A 15,169-nucleotide genomic window follows, 5' to 3' on the forward strand; every position below is an offset into this window, starting at 1 on the left:
CCCGGCCCGCGCGGGCAGGGTTCAGAAGCCGTAACGCTGCCGCTGTCGTTCCACCCAGTCGACGTGGGCCACGTAGCCCCATGCTTGCGCGACGGCCACCGCCTCGTCGGCGGCCCGCGCAGCTGCCCGATCATCTCCGAGGGCGTGCTCGGCCAGGGCGAGGAAGCTGGCCACCGGGCCTGCGGCGACCGCGATGCCCGCCAGTGCGATGCCCGCGCGGTGCTCGCGCAGCAGGTCGACGACCCGCGAGGCCATCGCGGCATCTCCCAGCGCTGCCGCCACCTCCGCGTGGTGAGCGGCCGCCCCGAGCGCACCCCAGTCGTCGGGCGGTGGCGGGATCGACGGGGCGAGGTCGGCCAGGTCGTCGAGGCGACCGAGCCGAGCGAGGGCAGCGCCGGTGATCGCTGCGGTCTGCAGCCGGCCGGCGTCGCTGCGTGCGATCGCCAGCCAGGTGTCGGCGTGCGCTGCCAGCACCGCGTCGTCCGCGAAGCCTCGCGCGAAGGCCACACCGACGCTGAGGAACGACTGGGCGGCGATGGTCGTCGAGCGCGCCGTCGCGAGGAGCTCGTCCTCCAGCGCGTCGGCCTCCTCGTCCCGACGCCGTGCCGCGGCGAAACCCAGCTCGACGAAGCAGAGCCCGATGAGGGCGAACGGCAGGCGTCGGCGGCGCGCGAGGGAGAACGCCTGCGCCATGAGGTCGTCGTGCTGCGACCGGTCGCCGCGGATCATCGCCAGGGCGGCGAGAGTCGTCAGGGCGAAGCAGCGCGACCCGTCGTTCGAGGTGGCCAGCGCCGCGTCGAGCTCGGTACGGGCGAGCTCCTCCATCCGTTCGAAGTGGCGGGGCCGCCACAGGGCGAGGTGCGCCGCCCGGGCGGCCCAGCACCCGAGGTCGTCATCACCGACCCGACGCACCATCGCCACGCCCTCGTCCACCAGCGCGACCGCCTCGGCGGTGGCGCTGTCGTCGTAGTAGAGCTGCGCGGCGAGCGCGAGCATGAGCCGCGCCCTCGTCCCGTGGTCGCCGGGATCTGCCGACCGCAGGGCCCACCGCAGGTCGTCGACGAGGTCGACGTCGACGACGCCCCACTCGGTCGGAGTCCACAGGGAGTAACGCGTCAGCGCTTCTGCGATGCGCGCGACGTCCTTCGCGTCACCGTCCACGCGGGCGAGCGCCACCGCCTCCTTGCTGGCCGAGAGCACCACCGGCATGCGTGCCGCCGCAGCGCCGGCGTCGGCGAGCGCCACCAGCAGGTCGAGGTGCTCGCGCCGCGTCCCGAACGGGTCGAGGGCGTGGCTCTCCACCGCCGACTGCAGGAGATCGGCCGACTCGCGGTGCGCCGACAGTGCGGCTGCCTCCTCGGCCGCGGCCGTCGCAGCGCGCCACGCGCTGGGAGCATGCACGGGCCCGGCGGCCAGCCAGTGGCGGGCGAGCTCGAAGGCGTGCTTGCCCCGCACCCGGGTGCCCGGAGGCATCGCCTCCAGCGCGTGGGCGATCCGTGCATGCACGCGCGAGAGCTGCGTGGGCGTCTGCCCCGCCAACACCGCATCTCGGGTCAGGGCGTGCTCGAAGCGAACCGCCCCGTCACCGACCTCCCGCACGAGGCCGACGTCCGCCGCCGGCTCGAGGAGGTCCTGCACGTGGGTCGGCGGACGCTCGGCGACCGCCGCGAGCACGAGCGGTGAGAAGGACTCGCCCAGGGCAGCGGCCAGCACTAGGAGGTCGCGCGACTCCTCGGGGACGTCCGCGAGCCGGTGTCCCACCACCTGCTGGACGGACGGCGGGACCTCGCCGTGCCAGTCGGGGTCGGTCGCGGCGAGGCGGGCGAGCTCGAGGAGGAAGAACGGGTTGCCGCCGGTGCGAAAGAGCCAGGCCGGAGCCAGGCCGCGCACCTCGGTGCCCGCGACGAGACCGACCAGCTCGGCCGCGTCGTCGGGCTCGAGACCGTCGACGCGCAGCTGGAGGCCGCTCGTCCGAGCCACCATTCCCTCCAGCTCGCGGAGCGCCGGTGGCGGGTCGGCCATCGGGCGCCGTGATGCGACCACCACCAGCCGCACCGGCCTGTCGAGCTGCTCGGCCGACTGCTCCGACGCACGGGCGATCAGGTGGGTGATCGTGCGCAGCGTGGGCACGTCTGCCCAGTGGAGGACCAAGAGGACCTCCCGGTTCCGGGCGAGCGACAGGACGAGCTGCGCCAGGCCCTCGCGCACCTCGAAGGCGGCCTCGAGCGAGGTGGCACCTCCCCGCGCCAGCCGAGCGACGAGGTCCGGCACGTCGGGCCTCGCCCCGCCGGTCGCGTCCGTGAGCTGGGCGACGAGCCGCGCCCACGGCCACAGCGGCGGCGCGTCGTTGTCCTCGCTGCTCGACGCCACGCCCACCACGAAACCCCGCTCGCGTCCCTCAGCCATCAGGGAGCGCAGGAGCGCGGACTTGCCGATGCCCGCCTCGCCGACCAGGAGGCCGGACACCGCGGCGCCGGCCCGGGCCCGGTCCAGCAGGTCGCGCAGCAGGCGCGACTCGCCGTCGCGTCCGACGAGACCCGCGCGGTCGGCCGGTGCGGGGACCGGTGCGAGCACCGCGGCGGGTGGCGGGCGCCGTGCGTCCGGACGCAGTCATCCCTCGAGCACGGCCGCGTCCTGCCGCAGGAGGGCCTCCTCGAGCGAGCGCACCTCGGGCGTCGGGTCGATCCCGAGCTCGTCGTCGAGGAGCCGCCGCAGCTCGCGGAGCGTCTCGAGCGCCTCGGCCTGCCGTCCCGAGCGGGCCAGCGCCAGGGCGTGCAGGCTCCACGACCGCTCGCGCAGCGACGACCGCTGGACCGCCTGCTCGGTCATGGTCACCGTGCTCGCGTGCTCACCGAGGGCGAGCATCGCCAGCACGAGGTCGTCCTCGGCCCGGGCGCGCGCCTCCTCCAGTCCTGCGCGCGCGACCATCACGTCGGGGTGGTCGGGGAGGTCGGCGTACGGTGTCCCGCGCCAGGTCGCCAGCGCCGACTCGAGGCTCTCCACCAGTTCCGTCAACCGCTGGCGCGAGGGCCAGTCCGGGTCCGGCCCGGTGCTGAGCATCGACGCCAGCGGTGCGAGCTCGCGGTGGTGCGCGCGAACGGTGTCGACGAAGCGGTGCGCGTCGACGTACGCCTCGCCGACGTTCAGGCGGTAGCCGTTCTCCACCGACACCAGCACGCTCGGGGTCGCGCGCGGCGCGAGGCCCGGCTCGAGGACACGGCGCAGCCGGAGATGTAGGAGTGCAGCGTGCCGAAGGCCCCCGCCGGCGCGTCGTCACCCCACAGCAGCTCGACGAGGCGGTCCGCGGTGCTCACCCCGACGCGGTCGATGACCAGCGCGGCCCCGAGCCCACGTTGCTTGCGAGCAGCCATCTCGAGGATGCCCGCGGACGTCTCGACCCGGGTGGGACCGAGCACGTGGATCGTGGTGGGCACGGCCGTCACCCTAGGACGCACCAGCCGCTCCGTCAGCAGTCTCGCCGGGCTGGTCCGGCCGAGGACGACGAAGGCCCCGGACGTCGTCCGGGGCCTTCGTGGTGGTGCGCGAGGGGGGAGTTGAACCCCCACGTCCTTTCGGACACACGGACCTGAACCGTGCGCGTCTGCCTATTCCGCCACTCGCGCGAGAAGCGGGCTCAGGCTACCCCACGGCGAGGAGGCCCTCCCAATCGGCCGGGGCGCCGACCATGACCCCCGGATGGACGCTCGACGCGCGGCATGGCGTACGTCGAGCGGCCGGTGGTCCGCTCGACCCCGGGGGTGCGCGCCCCGGCACCTCACCCCGCGGACGGGGCGGCACCCGCGCACCGGGAGGAGCGGCCGGTACGCTCGCTGCCACCGGCCGGGCGGTGTGTGCGGCCTGCCCACCACGACCCCGACCGACCACCCCCGATCGACGACAGCCGGACGACCGCGGACAGGAGGACCGGAAATGAACGCCCTGCAGCGCTTCGAGCAGCGGCTCGAGTCCGTGATCTCCGGCGTCTTCGCCCGCGCCTTCCGCAGCGCCGTGCAGCCCGTCGAGATCGCCGCGGCGCTCCAGCGCGAGTGCGACAACAACGCGCAGGTGATGAGCCGCCAGCGCCGGCTGGTGCCCAACGACTTCCACGTCGAGCTGTCCTCGACCGACCTCGAGCGGATGCTCGGCCTCGGGCGCGCGCTCGAGCAGGACCTGGTCGACCAGCTCCAGGACCACGCCGACGCGCAGGGCTACGTCTTCACCGGGCCCATCACCATCGCCTTCGAGGAGGCCGACGACCTCACGACCGGTCGCTTCCGGATCCGCAGCAAGGCCCAGGCCAGCGTCACCGACAACGACCACCGCACCCGTACCCGCACCTCGCACGCGACCCTCGAGGTCAACGGCACCCGCCACCCGCTGCGCCCGCCGGGCCTGGTGATCGGGCGAGGCACCGAGGCCGACCTGCGGATCAACGACCCGGGCGTGAGCCGTCGCCACCTGGAGCTCGAGGTCAGCCTCGACGGGGTCGAGGCCGTCGACCTCGGCTCGACCAACGGCATCCTCGTCGACGGCGCGAAGGTGGGCCGGGCGCGGCTGCGTGACGGCTCCACCATCAAGATCGGCCACACCGAGATGACGGTCCGCATCGACGGCGGCCGCGACGAGGCCGGGGGCTGGAATGTCTGAGCTCACCCTCTTCCTGATCCGCGCCGCGTTCCTCGCCATCCTGTGGATCTTCGTGCTGTCGGCGATCTCGGTGATCCGCTCCGACATGTTCGGCGCGCGCGTGCCCGAGACCGCCCGCGGGGGAGCGCCGGTGCCCGAGCGTCGCAAGGGCAAGGCGTCGAAGAAGCCGCGCCGCGGAGCGCCCACCCACCTGGTGGTCGTCGAGGGCGAGAACCCCGGCACCCGCGCCGAGCTCGCCGACGCGCCGCTGCTCATCGGCCGCGGCAGCGACGCGGCGATCAAGCTCGACGACGACTACGTCTCGACACGTCACGCGCGGGTCGCCGCCAGCGGCGACGAGTGGTTCGTCGAGGACCTCGGCTCCACCAACGGCACCTACGTCGGGCCGGTCCGCATCACGCAGCCCACCACCATCGGCCTCGGGGTCCAGGTCCGCGTCGGCAAGACCATCCTGGAGCTTCGGAAGTGATGTTCCTCCACTACTCCGCGATCTCCGACGTGGGACGCGTGCGCCGGGAGAACCAGGACAGCGGGTACGCCGGCCCCTGGCTGCTCACGGTCTGCGACGGCGTCGGCGGCGCTGTCCGCGGCGACCTCGCCTCGAGCACGGCCGTGCAGGCGCTGCGCAAGCTCGACCAGCAGCCCGACGAGGACATCCTGGGCCAGGTCGCGGGCGCCGTGCACCGCGCCGACGACCGGATCGCCGAGATCGTCGAGGAGGACCCGGCCCTCAACGGCACGTCCACGACCGCCACAGTCGTGCTCTTCGACGGCGACCGGTTCGGCGTGGGCCACATCGGCGACAGCCGCGCCTACCTCTACCGCCGCGGCGAGCTGCGCCAGCTCACCCACGACCACACCTTCGTGCAGTCCCTCATCGACGAGGGCCGGATCACCGAGGAGCAGTCGCGGACCCACCCGCACCGCAACCTGATCCTCAAGGCCCTCGACGGCATCCGCCACGAGGAGCCCGACCTCTTCGAGTTCCCCGCCGAGGCCGGCGACCGGGTGTTCGTCTGCAGCGACGGCGCGTGCGGCACCCTCACGCACGAGAAGATGAAGGACATCCTCGCCTCCGGGACGCCCGACTTCGCCGCCGTCGAGCTGGTGCGCGCGAGCCTCGAGGCCGGCAGCACGGACAACGTCACGTGCATCGTGGCCGACGTCTCGGAGGAGGCCCCGCCCGAGGAGCTCCAGCCGCTGCTCGTCGGCGCCGCCGCCGACCTGCCGCGCCGGATGCCGATCGGCGGCGGGGTCGCCGGTGCCGTCGGCGGGCTCTTCCGCGGACACCGCTCCGGCGACACGGGTGAGATCCCGCCGGTGGCCGGCGAGGACGTGCCCGCCGGTGCCTACGTCGCCGACCCGATCGACCCCGAGACAGCCCGCTACGCACCACGGGCGCCCGGCCGCTTCGGCTGGCTGCGCCGGCTGATGGTGGCCGCCGTGCTGCTCGGACTGGCCTGGATCGTGCTCGCGGCCGGGTGGTCGTGGAGCCAGCAGCAGTTCTACGTCGGCGACCAGGACGGCAAGGTCACGATCTTCCGCGGCATCGACGCGGACCTTCCCGGCTTCTCGCTGTCGCACGCCTACGAGACCACCGACGTCGACCTCGACCGGCTGAGCGAGATCGACGCCGAGGCCGTCCGCGAGAACATCGAGGCCGACGACCTCGACGACGCCCGCCAGATCGTCGACAACTACGCGGCGCGCCAGGACGTCGAGGCCGGGTGACGGGCGGGCTGCGATGAGTCAGACCGGATCCCTCATGGGCTTCGTGCACCGGCGTCGCCGGGGCGCGGAGCTGTTCCTGCTCGTCCTCGCGCTCGCCGTCGGCGTCGGTGCGTACGCCGCTGTCGGGCTCGGCGTCGAGGGCGCGGTCCCGGCCGACATGGTCGGCTACGGCGGCTGGCTCACCGGCCTGATCATCGCCGCGCACATCACGGTCCGCCTCGTGGCGCCGTACGCCGACCCGGTGCTGCTGCCGCTCGTGGCCGCCCTCAACGGACTCGGCCTCGCGGTGATCCACCGCCTCGACCTCACCTACGAGGCGATGGGCAACGACCAGCACACGTTCGCGCGCCAGCAGCTGATCTGGATGACCCTCGGCGTCGTGCTCTTCGTCGCCACGCTCGTCCTGCTGCGCGACCACCGGGTGCTGCAGCGGCTGACCTACACCGCCGGCCTGGTCGGCATCCTGCTGCTGGTCCTGCCGTTCCTGCCCGTCATCGGGCGCAACATCAACGGCGCGCGGATCTGGATCAACGTCGCCGGCTTCAGCTTCCAGCCCGGTGAGGTCGCCAAGGTCATGCTGGTGATCGCCTTCTCCGGCTACCTCGTGCTTCACCGCGACGCCCTCGCGCTGGCCGGCCGGCGGGTGCTGTTCATCGACCTGCCGCGCGGGCGCGACCTCGGGCCGATCCTGGCGATGTTCGGCGTCTCGATGATGATCCTGGTGCTGCAGAACGACCTCGGGTCGTCGCTGCTCTTCTTCGGGCTGTTCCTCGCGATGCTCTACGTCGCGACCGAGCGGCCCGGCTGGCTCGTCGTCGGCGGGCTGCTCTTCGCCGCCGGCGCGCTGGCGGCGTACACCTTTGTCGGCAACGTGCAGAACCGCTTCAACTTCTGGCTGCACCCGCTCGACTACTACGACGCCTCGCCGGGCAGCTACCAGCTGGTCGAGGCGCTCTTCGGCCAGGGCTGGGGCGGCCTGATCGGCCGCGGGTTCGGCAACGGCTTCCCCGAGCGCGTGCCGTTCGCCTACTCCGACTTCATCATCTCCACGATCGGCGAGGAGCTCGGGCTGACCGCGGTCATGGCGATCATCCTCTGCTACGGGCTCATCGTGGAGCGTGCCCTGCGCATCGCGCTGATCTCGCGCGACGGCTTCGGCAAGCTGATGGCCGTCGGCCTCGGCTCGATCGTCGCGCTGCAGGTCTTCGTCGTCATCGGGGGCGTCACAGGCCTGATCCCGCTCACCGGCCTCACCACCCCGTTCCTGTCCTACGGCGGGTCCTCGCTCGTGGCCAACTGGGTGATCGCCGCGCTGCTGCTGCGGATCTCCGACCAGGCACGCCGGCCCGCGCCGCGCCTCGACCCGGTCGACGACACGTCCGGTGACAGCGAGTCGACCCAGGTGGTGAAGCTCCGGTGACCGCGCCCGAGGTCCATCGCACCCTCCTCACCGAGGTGTGCCAGCCGATGACGAGGAGGGTCCGATGAACAAGCCGATCCGCGTCGTCTCCGTCTTCTGCCTGCTGCTCTTCCTCGCGCTGCTCGTCAACGCGACCTACCTGATGTACGTCCGCTCGGACAGCCTGTCGGCGGACCCCCGCAACCGCCGGGTCGTCACCGCGACGTTCTCCCGCGAGCGGGGGGCGATCCTCGTCGGCAAGGAGGCGGTCGCGCGCAGCGTGCCGTCCGACGACAAGTACAAGTTCCAGCGCACCTACCCCGAGCCGTTCAAGTACGCCCCCCTCACCGGCTACTTCTCGTGGTTCAGCCAGACGGGTGTGGAGCGCTCGCAGAACGCAGTGCTGTCCGGCGACGACTCGCGCCTGTTCGTCACCCGGCTGGTCGACCTGCTCAGCAACAGCGACCCCAAGGGCGGCAACGTCCAGCTGACCATCAACCGGGCCGCCCAGGACGCCGCGTGGAACGGCCTGCAGGCGTTGCCCGGCGACGCGGAGGGTGCGGTCGTCGCGCTCGAACCCACCACCGGCCGCGTGCTGGCGATGGCCTCGACGCCGACCTTCGACCCCAACGGCTTCGCCTCCCACGACTTCACGGCAGTGAAGGACTTCAGCGACAAGCTCAACGCCGACGAGCGCGAGCCGCTCATCAACCGGGGCATCGGTACGACGCTCCCGCCGGGGTCGACGTTCAAGCTCGTCACCGCCGCCGCGGCGATCGAGTCCGGCAACTACGACGCCGACTCGATGGTGCCGGGCGGCTTCCGGTTCCAGCTGCCCCAGTCGAGCGACACCGTCCCCAACTGGGACGGCGGCGACTGCGGTGGGCGCCGGATCACCCTGACGCAGGCCCTCGAGGTCTCCTGCAACGTCACCTTCCTGACCCTGGCCAACGAGCTCGGCAACGACGCGATGGCCGAGCAGGCCGAGAAGTTCGGCTTCAACTCCACCTCGCTCGAGGACCTCGGCGGCCAGGCGAAGTCCCTCTACCCGCGTGACATGGACGCCCCGCAGACCGCGTTGTCGGGCATTGGCCAGGCCAGCGTCACCGCGACGCCGCTGCAGATGGCGATGGTCGCGGCGGCCATCGCCAACGACGGCGACGTGATGCGGCCCTACGTCGTTGACGAGGTGCGCGCGCCCAACCTCTCGGTGCTCGACCGCACCGACCCGCAGAGCATCAGCAAGGCGATCTCCAGCACCACCGCCGACGAGCTCACCAAGATGCTCGTGTCCGTGGTCGACAACGGGACCGCGGCACCTGCCGCGATCCCGGGCGTGGAGGTCGCCGGCAAGACCGGCACCGCCCAGTCCGTCCCGGGCCGCCCGCCCTACGCCTGGTTCGTCTCCTTCGCACCCGCCAACGACCCCAAGGTCGCGGTCGCCGTGCTCGTGCAGTCCAGCGACACCTCCCCCGACGAGATCGGCGGTGGCGTGCTCGGCGGCCCGATCGCCAAGTCCGTGATGGAGGCGGTGATCTCGCCGTGACGGCGCTCGCGCCCGGCGGCCACGTCGACGAGGCCCGCCGCTACGTCCTCGAGTCCCGCATCGCCACCGGCGGGATGGGCGAGGTGTGGTCGGCGCGCGACACCGTGCTCGACCGGCCGGTCGCGGTGAAGGTGCTCAAGACCGAGTACGCCGACGACGCACTGTTCCGGCAGCGGTTCGAGACCGAGGCGCGCCATGCCGCCGCGCTCCAGCACCCCGGCATCGCGGCGGTCTACGACTACGGTGCCAGCTCGCTCGACGACGGCTCGTCGACGACCCGCCCCTACCTGGTGATGGAGCTCGTCGAGGGCCAGCCGCTCTCCGCCCTCCTGCGCCCGGGCGCGCCTCTCGACCCGGAGGTCGCCCGAGGCCTGCTCGCCCAGGCTGCCGACGCGCTCGGCGTCGCGCACGCTGGCGGCATCGTCCACCGCGACGTGAAGCCGGCCAACCTGCTCGTCACCCCCGACCGCCGGGTCAAGGTCACCGACTTCGGCATCGCGCGGGCCGCCGAGGGGATGGCGCTCACCCAGACCGGTGAGGTGATGGGCACGCCGGCCTACATCTCGCCCGAGCAGGCCGAGGGCGGCACGGCCACGGCCGCCTCCGACGTCTACTCGCTCGGCGTCGTCGCCTTCGAGTGCCTGTCCGGTCGCAAGCCGTTCGTGGCCGACAGCCCGGTGGCCACCGCGCTCGCCCACCTGCGCAACCCGGTGCCCGAGCTGCCCGGATCGGTGCCTGCCGACCTCGCCGCGGTCGTGCGCCGCGCGCTGTCCAAGGCGCCCGCGGACCGGTACGCCGACGGCGCGGACCTCGCGCGGGCGCTGCGCGACCCCGCGTCCGCCGCCACCGTCGTGGCCCCCGTCGTCGCCCCGCCCCCCGCCGACGGGACGCGGGTCATGCCGGCCGCCACCACCCCCGTCCCGACGCCCGTCCCCACGCCTGCCCCCGCACCCGCTCCGCCGGTCGCGGCCGCCTCGCGCGGACGTCGTACGGGCTCAGGGGTGCCGTGGGGACTCGTCATCGGCATCGCGGCGATCGTCCTCGCGGTGCTGGTCGCGGTGTGGCTCGGGAGCCGTGACACCGACCCGACCGCCGGCACCGACGAGCCGAGCCCGTCGCCGAGCCGGTCGTCGTCCGCTCCCCCGCCGGAGACCCCCAGCGAGAGCACGCCCACCGAGACACCCACCGAGACACCCACGGAGACCGAGCCCGCGCCGGCGACCGTCGAGGTCGACCCGGCGTCCTACGTCGGGCGCGACCACAAGGACGTCGAGAAGGAGCTGCGCGACCTCGGTCTGGAGCCCACCCCGGTCGAGCTGGAGAACCCCGGTGACCAGCAGGACGGCATCGTGGTCTCCGTGGAGCCGAGCGGCACGCTGGCGGAGGGCGACGCGGTGTCGGTGAGCTTCTACGGCAAGGCGAAGCCGACGCCCCCGGGACAGCAGAAGGACGAGGAAGGGAACCAGGACGGATGACGCAGCCGGAGCCGGTCGTGATCGGCGGCCGCTACGAGCTCGGGGAGCCCCTCGGGCGCGGCGGCATGGCCGAGGTGCGCAAGGGCAAGGACCTGCGGCTCGGCCGCACGGTCGCCGTGAAGCGCCTGCGCACCGACCTCGCCAGCGACGCCACCTTCCAGGCCAGGTTCCGCCGCGAGGCGCAGTCGTCGGCGTCCCTCAACCACCCGGCGATCGTCGCGACCTACGACACCGGCGAGGAGATGGCGACCGACGGGTCCGGCGTCGCCCAGCCCTACATCGTCATGGAGTGCGTCGAGGGGCGCACGCTGCGCGACATCCTGCGTGAGGGCCGCAAGATCCTGCCTGAGCGCGCGCTCGAGATCACCAGCGGCGTCCTTTCCGCGCTCGACTACAGCCACCGCGCCGGGATCATCCACCGCGACATCAAGCCCGGCAACGTGATGCTCACGCCGTCGGGCGACGTGAAGGTGATGGACTTCGGCATCGCCCGCGCCATCTCCGACGCGTCCTCGACGATGACCCAGACCGCGGCCGTCGTCGGCACCGCGCAGTACCTCTCCCCCGAGCAGGCGCGCGGCGAGACCGTCGACTCGCGCTCCGACGTCTACTCGACCGGCTGCCTGCTCTACGAGCTGCTCACCGGCCGGCCGCCGTTCGTCGGCGACAGCCCGGTGGCAGTGGCCTACCAGCACGTCCGCGAGCAGGCCCCGCCGCCGTCCGACCTCGACGACCAGCTCGACCCCGAGATCGACGCGATCGTGATGAAGTCCCTCGCCAAGCGCGTCGAGGACCGCTACCAGAGCGCGGCAGCCATGAAGGCGGACATCGAGCGCTACCTCGCCGGTCACCCGATCCAGGCACCGGCCGTCGTACCCGTCGCCGAGACGCAGTACGTCGCTCCGCCGCCCGACGCCACCACCACGATGGCCGCGGCCGCCGTGGGCGCCCCGCCGCCGCGCAAGGACGAGCCGCACCGCAGCCGCGCGGGCTGGTGGGTGCTGGCGGGCATCCTCGTCGTCGGCCTGCTGCTGGCGGGCGCGTACTTCATGAACGACCTGCTCTTCGACGACGCACCCACCCGGGAGGCCGTGCCCAACCTCGTCGGGCTGACCGAGGACGAGGCGCGGCTCGCCATCGTCGACAAGGGCTTCCAGGTCGGTCGGATCGATCGCGAGCCGTCCGAGACGGTGGCCGCCGACACGGTCATCGAGCAGAGCCCCAACCGCGACACCTTCCAGGACCCGGGCACGTCGGTCAGCTTCACCTTGTCGACCGGGAAACCGGAGGTCGAGGTGCCGTTCGTCGTGGGGAGCCCGCGCAAGGAGGCGCGAGCACAGCTGGTCGCGGCGAACCTCAAGGTGCGCTTCGAGGAGGCGGAGTCCGACGAGCCGCGGTTCCAGGTGCTCAGCACCAACCCGACACCCGGCACCGCCGTCGCCGAGGGCACCACGGTCACTGTCGTCTTCTCCGCCGGCCCCTCGAAGGTCCCCGACGTGCGCGGGCTCAAGCAGGGCGAGGCCGAGCGTGCCATCCGCGAGGCCGGGTTCGTCCCGGACGTCCGCGTCGACGCGACGTCCACCGAGCCCAAGGGCACGGTCGTCGACCAGATCCCGGTCGGCGGGACCCTCGACCAGGGCAGCACCGTGACGATCTTCGTCTCGGAGTACGAGGAGCCCCCCACGCCGACCGAGACCCCGACCGAGACGCCTCCGACCCCGACCGAGACGCCGACCCTCCCCACCGAGAGCCCCACGACACCTCCGCCCCAGTAGCCGGCCCAGCCCACCCGCTGGTCGAGCAGCCCGCGAGGAACGAGCGGGTGTGTCGAGACCCGGGTACGTCAGCCGGGGATCGGGGTCGCGTAGGTGAGGTCGAGCAGGCCCTCGTAGGCCGGCGCGACGGCCGACTCGAGCTCGGTCATGTCCCAGGACACGCCGCCGCCCTCGATGAACGTGTCGTCGCGGTAGGCCGCGAGCATCGGGTCGACGGTCAGCTCGGCCTGCATACGCGCAGGGTCGCCGATCCCCATGATGACGTAGGGCGGCGAGTAGGACAGGCCGTTGATCGTCACCTGGCTGCCGGAGCACTTGATGCCCGTCGTCGAGATCAGCCGCTGTCCCTGGATGGTCACCGCGACCGCGCCGGCGTTCCACATCGCGTTGGCGACGGCCTGGATGTCCTGCTGGTGGACGACGAGGTCGTTGGGTTCGCCCGGGTAGGCCTCGCGGGCCTCGAAGCTCGCGTCGTCGAGCGTGACCTGGACGGCCCGGCCGGCCTTCTCGGTCAGCCCGGCCGGATCGGTGAGCGTCGCGACCTCGCCCTGCACGCGCGCGACCGAGCGGTCCCCGAGGCCGGCGCTGAGCGCCTCGACCTCGGAGTTGAGCTCGGCGACCTGGGCGGTCAGGGTCCCGGCCTCGTCGCGCTGGGCGCGGACCACCGAGGCGAGGTCGGTCAGCCGGCCGCCCCGCAGGTCGAGCCCGTCGCTCTGCTGCGCGCTGACGCCGAAGATCGTCCCGCTCACCAGCACCACCAGCGGCGTGGCCACCCGCCAGGCGCGGCTGCGCCCGGGGGATGAATGGGGCTCGGGCGACATGCCGACTACGCTAACCCCCCGTCGGGCGCATCCCCGCGCCCACGCCCACGTCGTACCGTCGTCGAACCCAGGAGCAGCAGTGTCGAAGTCCAGCGCGATCGCCACCGAGGAGAAGACCTCACTCTTCTCCGTCAGGTTCCTGATCAGCCTGCTCCTGATCATCGCCGGCATCGGGTGGCTGGTCTTCTACTACACCCAGGCGCGCGGCAACCCGCTCGCCTTCCCGCCCGTCGAGGGCTCGCCCAAGGCGGTCGCCGACCTCGGCAGGTGGAACTACGCGATCGGCTTCGGCCTGCTGATGCTCGGCCTGATGGTGTCCGCGCACCCGTCCACCCCGCTGGGTCGCGGCCGCGGCGTCGTGGCGGCCATGCTCGGCTGCTTCCTCGTCGGCCTGCTGTGGATCTGCACCTTCTACGTGTTCTCCGACGACCTGTCCAAGATCTGGGTCTTCAACGACCTCGGCCAGTGGAACCTCGTCGTCGGCATCGCCTTCATGGCGGTCGGGTTCAGCTTCGCGACCAAGTGGGAGTAGGTTCTCCCTCGACCTGAGCGCTCCGCCTGATATTGGGCAGCGATCGGGTCCCGCGCCTCGAGCGGTGAGTGAGGCGCCTTCCTGGGGAAGGGAAGGCGTCTCTCTCACCGCTCGAGTCGATTTCGGGGCACCCGACCGAGCGGTCAGTTCTCCACACTGTGGATAACCGCTGTGGAGAATTACACCGGTGTAGTTGTCCACACCTGTGTGCAGACCTGTGGGAATTGCGGGAGCACGGCGAAGCCCCCGCCACCTCGTCGTACGACGGGGGTGCGGGGGCCGGGACGGGTCAGGACAGCGCCGCGACGCGGACCGCGACGAGGACGAGGAGGACCGCCAGGAAGGCAGTGAGACCGGCCGCCTGGACGACGGTCCGGCGCGCGACGGGCGCGTAGGCGACGATCGCCGCGACCAGGGCGCCGCCGACGATCCCCCCGAGGTGTCCCTGCCAGGAGATGTTGGGGACGGCGAAGGTGATGAACAGGTTCACCGCGAGCAGCGCGCCGATGCTGCGCAGGTCGGCGCGGACCTTGTGGGCGATCACGGCGTAGGCGCCGAAGAGGCCGTAGATGGCACCGGACGCGCCGTAGGTCACCCCACCCGGGGCCGAGAGCCACAGCACGGCGACCGAGCCCGCCAGGCCCGAGAGCAGGTAGAGCGCGAGGTACCGGGTGCGCCCCAGCACGGCCTCGAGCTGCGGGCCGAGGAGCCACAGCGCCAGCATGTTGCTCGCGATGTGCCAGATCTCCACGTGGAGGAACTGGCTGGTGACGAGCTGCCACAAGGCACCGTCCGCCACCCCGGGCACCCAGTGCCCGTCCCCGCCCGTGCCGAGCGTGCACAGCCGCTCGCCGACGGCGGTGGGGTAGTAGCCGCTGCTCGACAGCGACTCGCACGTCCCCCGCGGCACCAGGCCCAGCCGCGGGATCAGGTCGCTCCTGTTCCACCCCGTGGCGACGACCGCCAGCCACACGACGGCGTTGATGCCGACCAGGACGTACGACGTCAGCCGCGGGTCGGCGCTGCGCTCACCGCCGTACATCGCCCGGTTCTGGCGCGAGCCCTTGTTGGCCTGCTTGACGCAGTCGGGGCACTGGAAGCCGACCGCGGCGTCGCGCATGCAGTCCGGGCAGATCGGCTTGTCGCAGCGCTGGCAGCGGATCCAGGTCTCGCGATCGGGGTGCCGGTAGCAGGTCGGCGGCACCCCGGTCGCGGCCGCGCCCTCGGACGGCTCGGTCATCGG

The 15,169-nt window shown here is 72.5% G+C and carries 13 protein-coding genes and 1 tRNA gene; 8 read left to right on the top strand and 6 right to left on the bottom strand.

From position 1 onward, the window contains the following. Window positions 1–21 precede the first annotated feature (21 nt). The 4 genes from L2K70_RS12450 to L2K70_RS12465 all read right to left on the bottom strand — a co-directional run bounded on the left by L2K70_RS12450 (window position 22) and on the right by L2K70_RS12465 (window position 3,623). Window positions 22–2,574: an ATP-binding protein gene (locus tag L2K70_RS12450; RefSeq protein WP_236402383.1), complete on the bottom strand. Its 2,553-nt coding sequence runs from the start codon at window positions 2,572–2,574 to the stop codon at window positions 22–24. A 36-nt stretch (window positions 2,575–2,610) separates the two neighbouring features. Next, entirely contained in the window at window positions 2,611–3,171 is a 561-nt protein-coding gene (locus L2K70_RS12455; protein ID WP_236402385.1) for an AfsR/SARP family transcriptional regulator, read from the bottom strand. Next, complete coding sequence (locus L2K70_RS12460) at window positions 3,144–3,434, bottom strand: AfsR/SARP family transcriptional regulator (RefSeq protein WP_236402386.1); 291 nt, start codon at window positions 3,432–3,434, stop codon at window positions 3,144–3,146. Before L2K70_RS12460 ends, L2K70_RS12455 begins: the two co-directional genes overlap by 28 nt. 102 nt (window positions 3,435–3,536) lie before the next feature. Next, window positions 3,537–3,623: transfer RNA gene (locus L2K70_RS12465), tRNA-Leu, on the bottom strand. A gap of 307 nt (window positions 3,624–3,930) precedes the next feature. On the opposite strand from L2K70_RS12465, the gene L2K70_RS12470 reads away from it, so the two are divergent. The 7 genes from L2K70_RS12470 (at window position 3,931) to pknB (ending at window position 12,573) form a co-directional block, all read left to right on the top strand. Then, complete coding sequence (locus L2K70_RS12470) at window positions 3,931–4,647, top strand: FHA domain-containing protein (RefSeq protein ID WP_236402387.1); 717 nt, start codon at window positions 3,931–3,933, stop codon at window positions 4,645–4,647. Further along, a complete protein-coding gene (locus tag L2K70_RS12475; protein WP_236402390.1) occupies window positions 4,640–5,116 on the top strand; it encodes an FHA domain-containing protein FhaB/FipA in 477 nt (158 codons plus the stop codon). Before L2K70_RS12470 ends, L2K70_RS12475 begins: the two co-directional genes overlap by 8 nt. Then, window positions 5,116–6,378 carry a PP2C family protein-serine/threonine phosphatase gene (locus L2K70_RS12480; protein WP_236402392.1) on the top strand — a complete coding sequence of 421 codons (1,263 nt, stop codon included), beginning with the start codon at window positions 5,116–5,118 and terminating at the stop codon, window positions 6,376–6,378. Before L2K70_RS12475 ends, L2K70_RS12480 begins: the two co-directional genes overlap by 1 nt. Window positions 6,379–6,391: 13 nt before the next feature. Further along, window positions 6,392–7,798: an FtsW/RodA/SpoVE family cell cycle protein gene (locus tag L2K70_RS12485; protein ID WP_236402394.1), complete on the top strand. Its 1,407-nt coding sequence runs from the start codon at window positions 6,392–6,394 to the stop codon at window positions 7,796–7,798. 64 nt (window positions 7,799–7,862) lie between these two features. Continuing rightward, window positions 7,863–9,323 carry a peptidoglycan D,D-transpeptidase FtsI family protein gene (locus tag L2K70_RS12490; protein WP_236402395.1) on the top strand — a complete coding sequence of 487 codons (1,461 nt, stop codon included), beginning with the start codon at window positions 7,863–7,865 and terminating at the stop codon, window positions 9,321–9,323. Then, window positions 9,320–10,798 (top strand): serine/threonine-protein kinase, encoded by a 1,479-nt coding sequence (locus L2K70_RS12495; RefSeq protein WP_236402399.1) that lies wholly within the window; start codon window positions 9,320–9,322, stop codon window positions 10,796–10,798. Before L2K70_RS12490 ends, L2K70_RS12495 begins: the two co-directional genes overlap by 4 nt. Then, entirely contained in the window at window positions 10,795–12,573 is a 1,779-nt protein-coding gene (gene pknB, locus L2K70_RS12500) for a Stk1 family PASTA domain-containing Ser/Thr kinase (protein WP_236402401.1), read from the top strand. The genes L2K70_RS12495 and pknB overlap by 4 nt, the downstream gene beginning before the upstream one ends. Before the next feature lie 68 nt (window positions 12,574–12,641). On the opposite strand, the gene L2K70_RS12505 is transcribed toward pknB, so the two are convergent. After that, entirely contained in the window at window positions 12,642–13,394 is a 753-nt protein-coding gene (locus L2K70_RS12505) for a DUF881 domain-containing protein (RefSeq protein ID WP_236402410.1), read from the bottom strand. A gap of 79 nt (window positions 13,395–13,473) precedes the next feature. On the opposite strand from L2K70_RS12505, the gene L2K70_RS12510 reads away from it, so the two are divergent. Further along, window positions 13,474–13,926, top strand: coding sequence for a cell division protein CrgA (locus L2K70_RS12510; protein ID WP_236402411.1), 453 nt, complete (start codon window positions 13,474–13,476; stop codon window positions 13,924–13,926). Between the two features lie 289 nt (window positions 13,927–14,215). On the opposite strand, the gene L2K70_RS12515 is transcribed toward L2K70_RS12510, so the two are convergent. Then, window positions 14,216–15,166, bottom strand: coding sequence for a rhomboid family intramembrane serine protease (locus L2K70_RS12515; RefSeq protein ID WP_236402414.1), 951 nt, complete (start codon window positions 15,164–15,166; stop codon window positions 14,216–14,218). Window positions 15,167–15,169 lie beyond the last annotated feature (3 nt).

Origin of the sequence: Nocardioides potassii, assembly GCF_021648885.1 — a bacterium.
Taxonomy (GTDB): Bacteria; Actinomycetota; Actinomycetes; order Propionibacteriales; family Nocardioidaceae; genus Nocardioides; species Nocardioides potassii.

What these genes read in the sequence shown, in the direction of transcription:
- L2K70_RS12470 (WP_236402387.1), top strand. Translation starts at nt 3,931, where the DNA reads ATGAACGCCCTGCAGCGCTTCGAGCAGCGGCTCGAGTCCGTGATCTCC.
- L2K70_RS12475 (WP_236402390.1), top strand. Translation starts at nt 4,640, where the DNA reads ATGTCTGAGCTCACCCTCTTCCTGATCCGCGCCGCGTTCCTCGCCATC.
- L2K70_RS12480 (WP_236402392.1), top strand. Translation starts at nt 5,116, where the DNA reads ATGTTCCTCCACTACTCCGCGATCTCCGACGTGGGACGCGTGCGCCGG.
- L2K70_RS12485 (WP_236402394.1), top strand. Translation starts at nt 6,392, where the DNA reads ATGAGTCAGACCGGATCCCTCATGGGCTTCGTGCACCGGCGTCGCCGG.
- L2K70_RS12490 (WP_236402395.1), top strand. Translation starts at nt 7,863, where the DNA reads ATGAACAAGCCGATCCGCGTCGTCTCCGTCTTCTGCCTGCTGCTCTTC.
- pknB (WP_236402401.1), top strand. Translation starts at nt 10,795, where the DNA reads ATGACGCAGCCGGAGCCGGTCGTGATCGGCGGCCGCTACGAGCTCGGG.
- L2K70_RS12505 (WP_236402410.1), bottom strand. Translation starts at nt 13,394, where the DNA reads ATGTCGCCCGAGCCCCATTCATCCCCCGGGCGCAGCCGCGCCTGGCGG.
- L2K70_RS12515 (WP_236402414.1), bottom strand. Translation starts at nt 15,166, where the DNA reads ATGACCGAGCCGTCCGAGGGCGCGGCCGCGACCGGGGTGCCGCCGACC.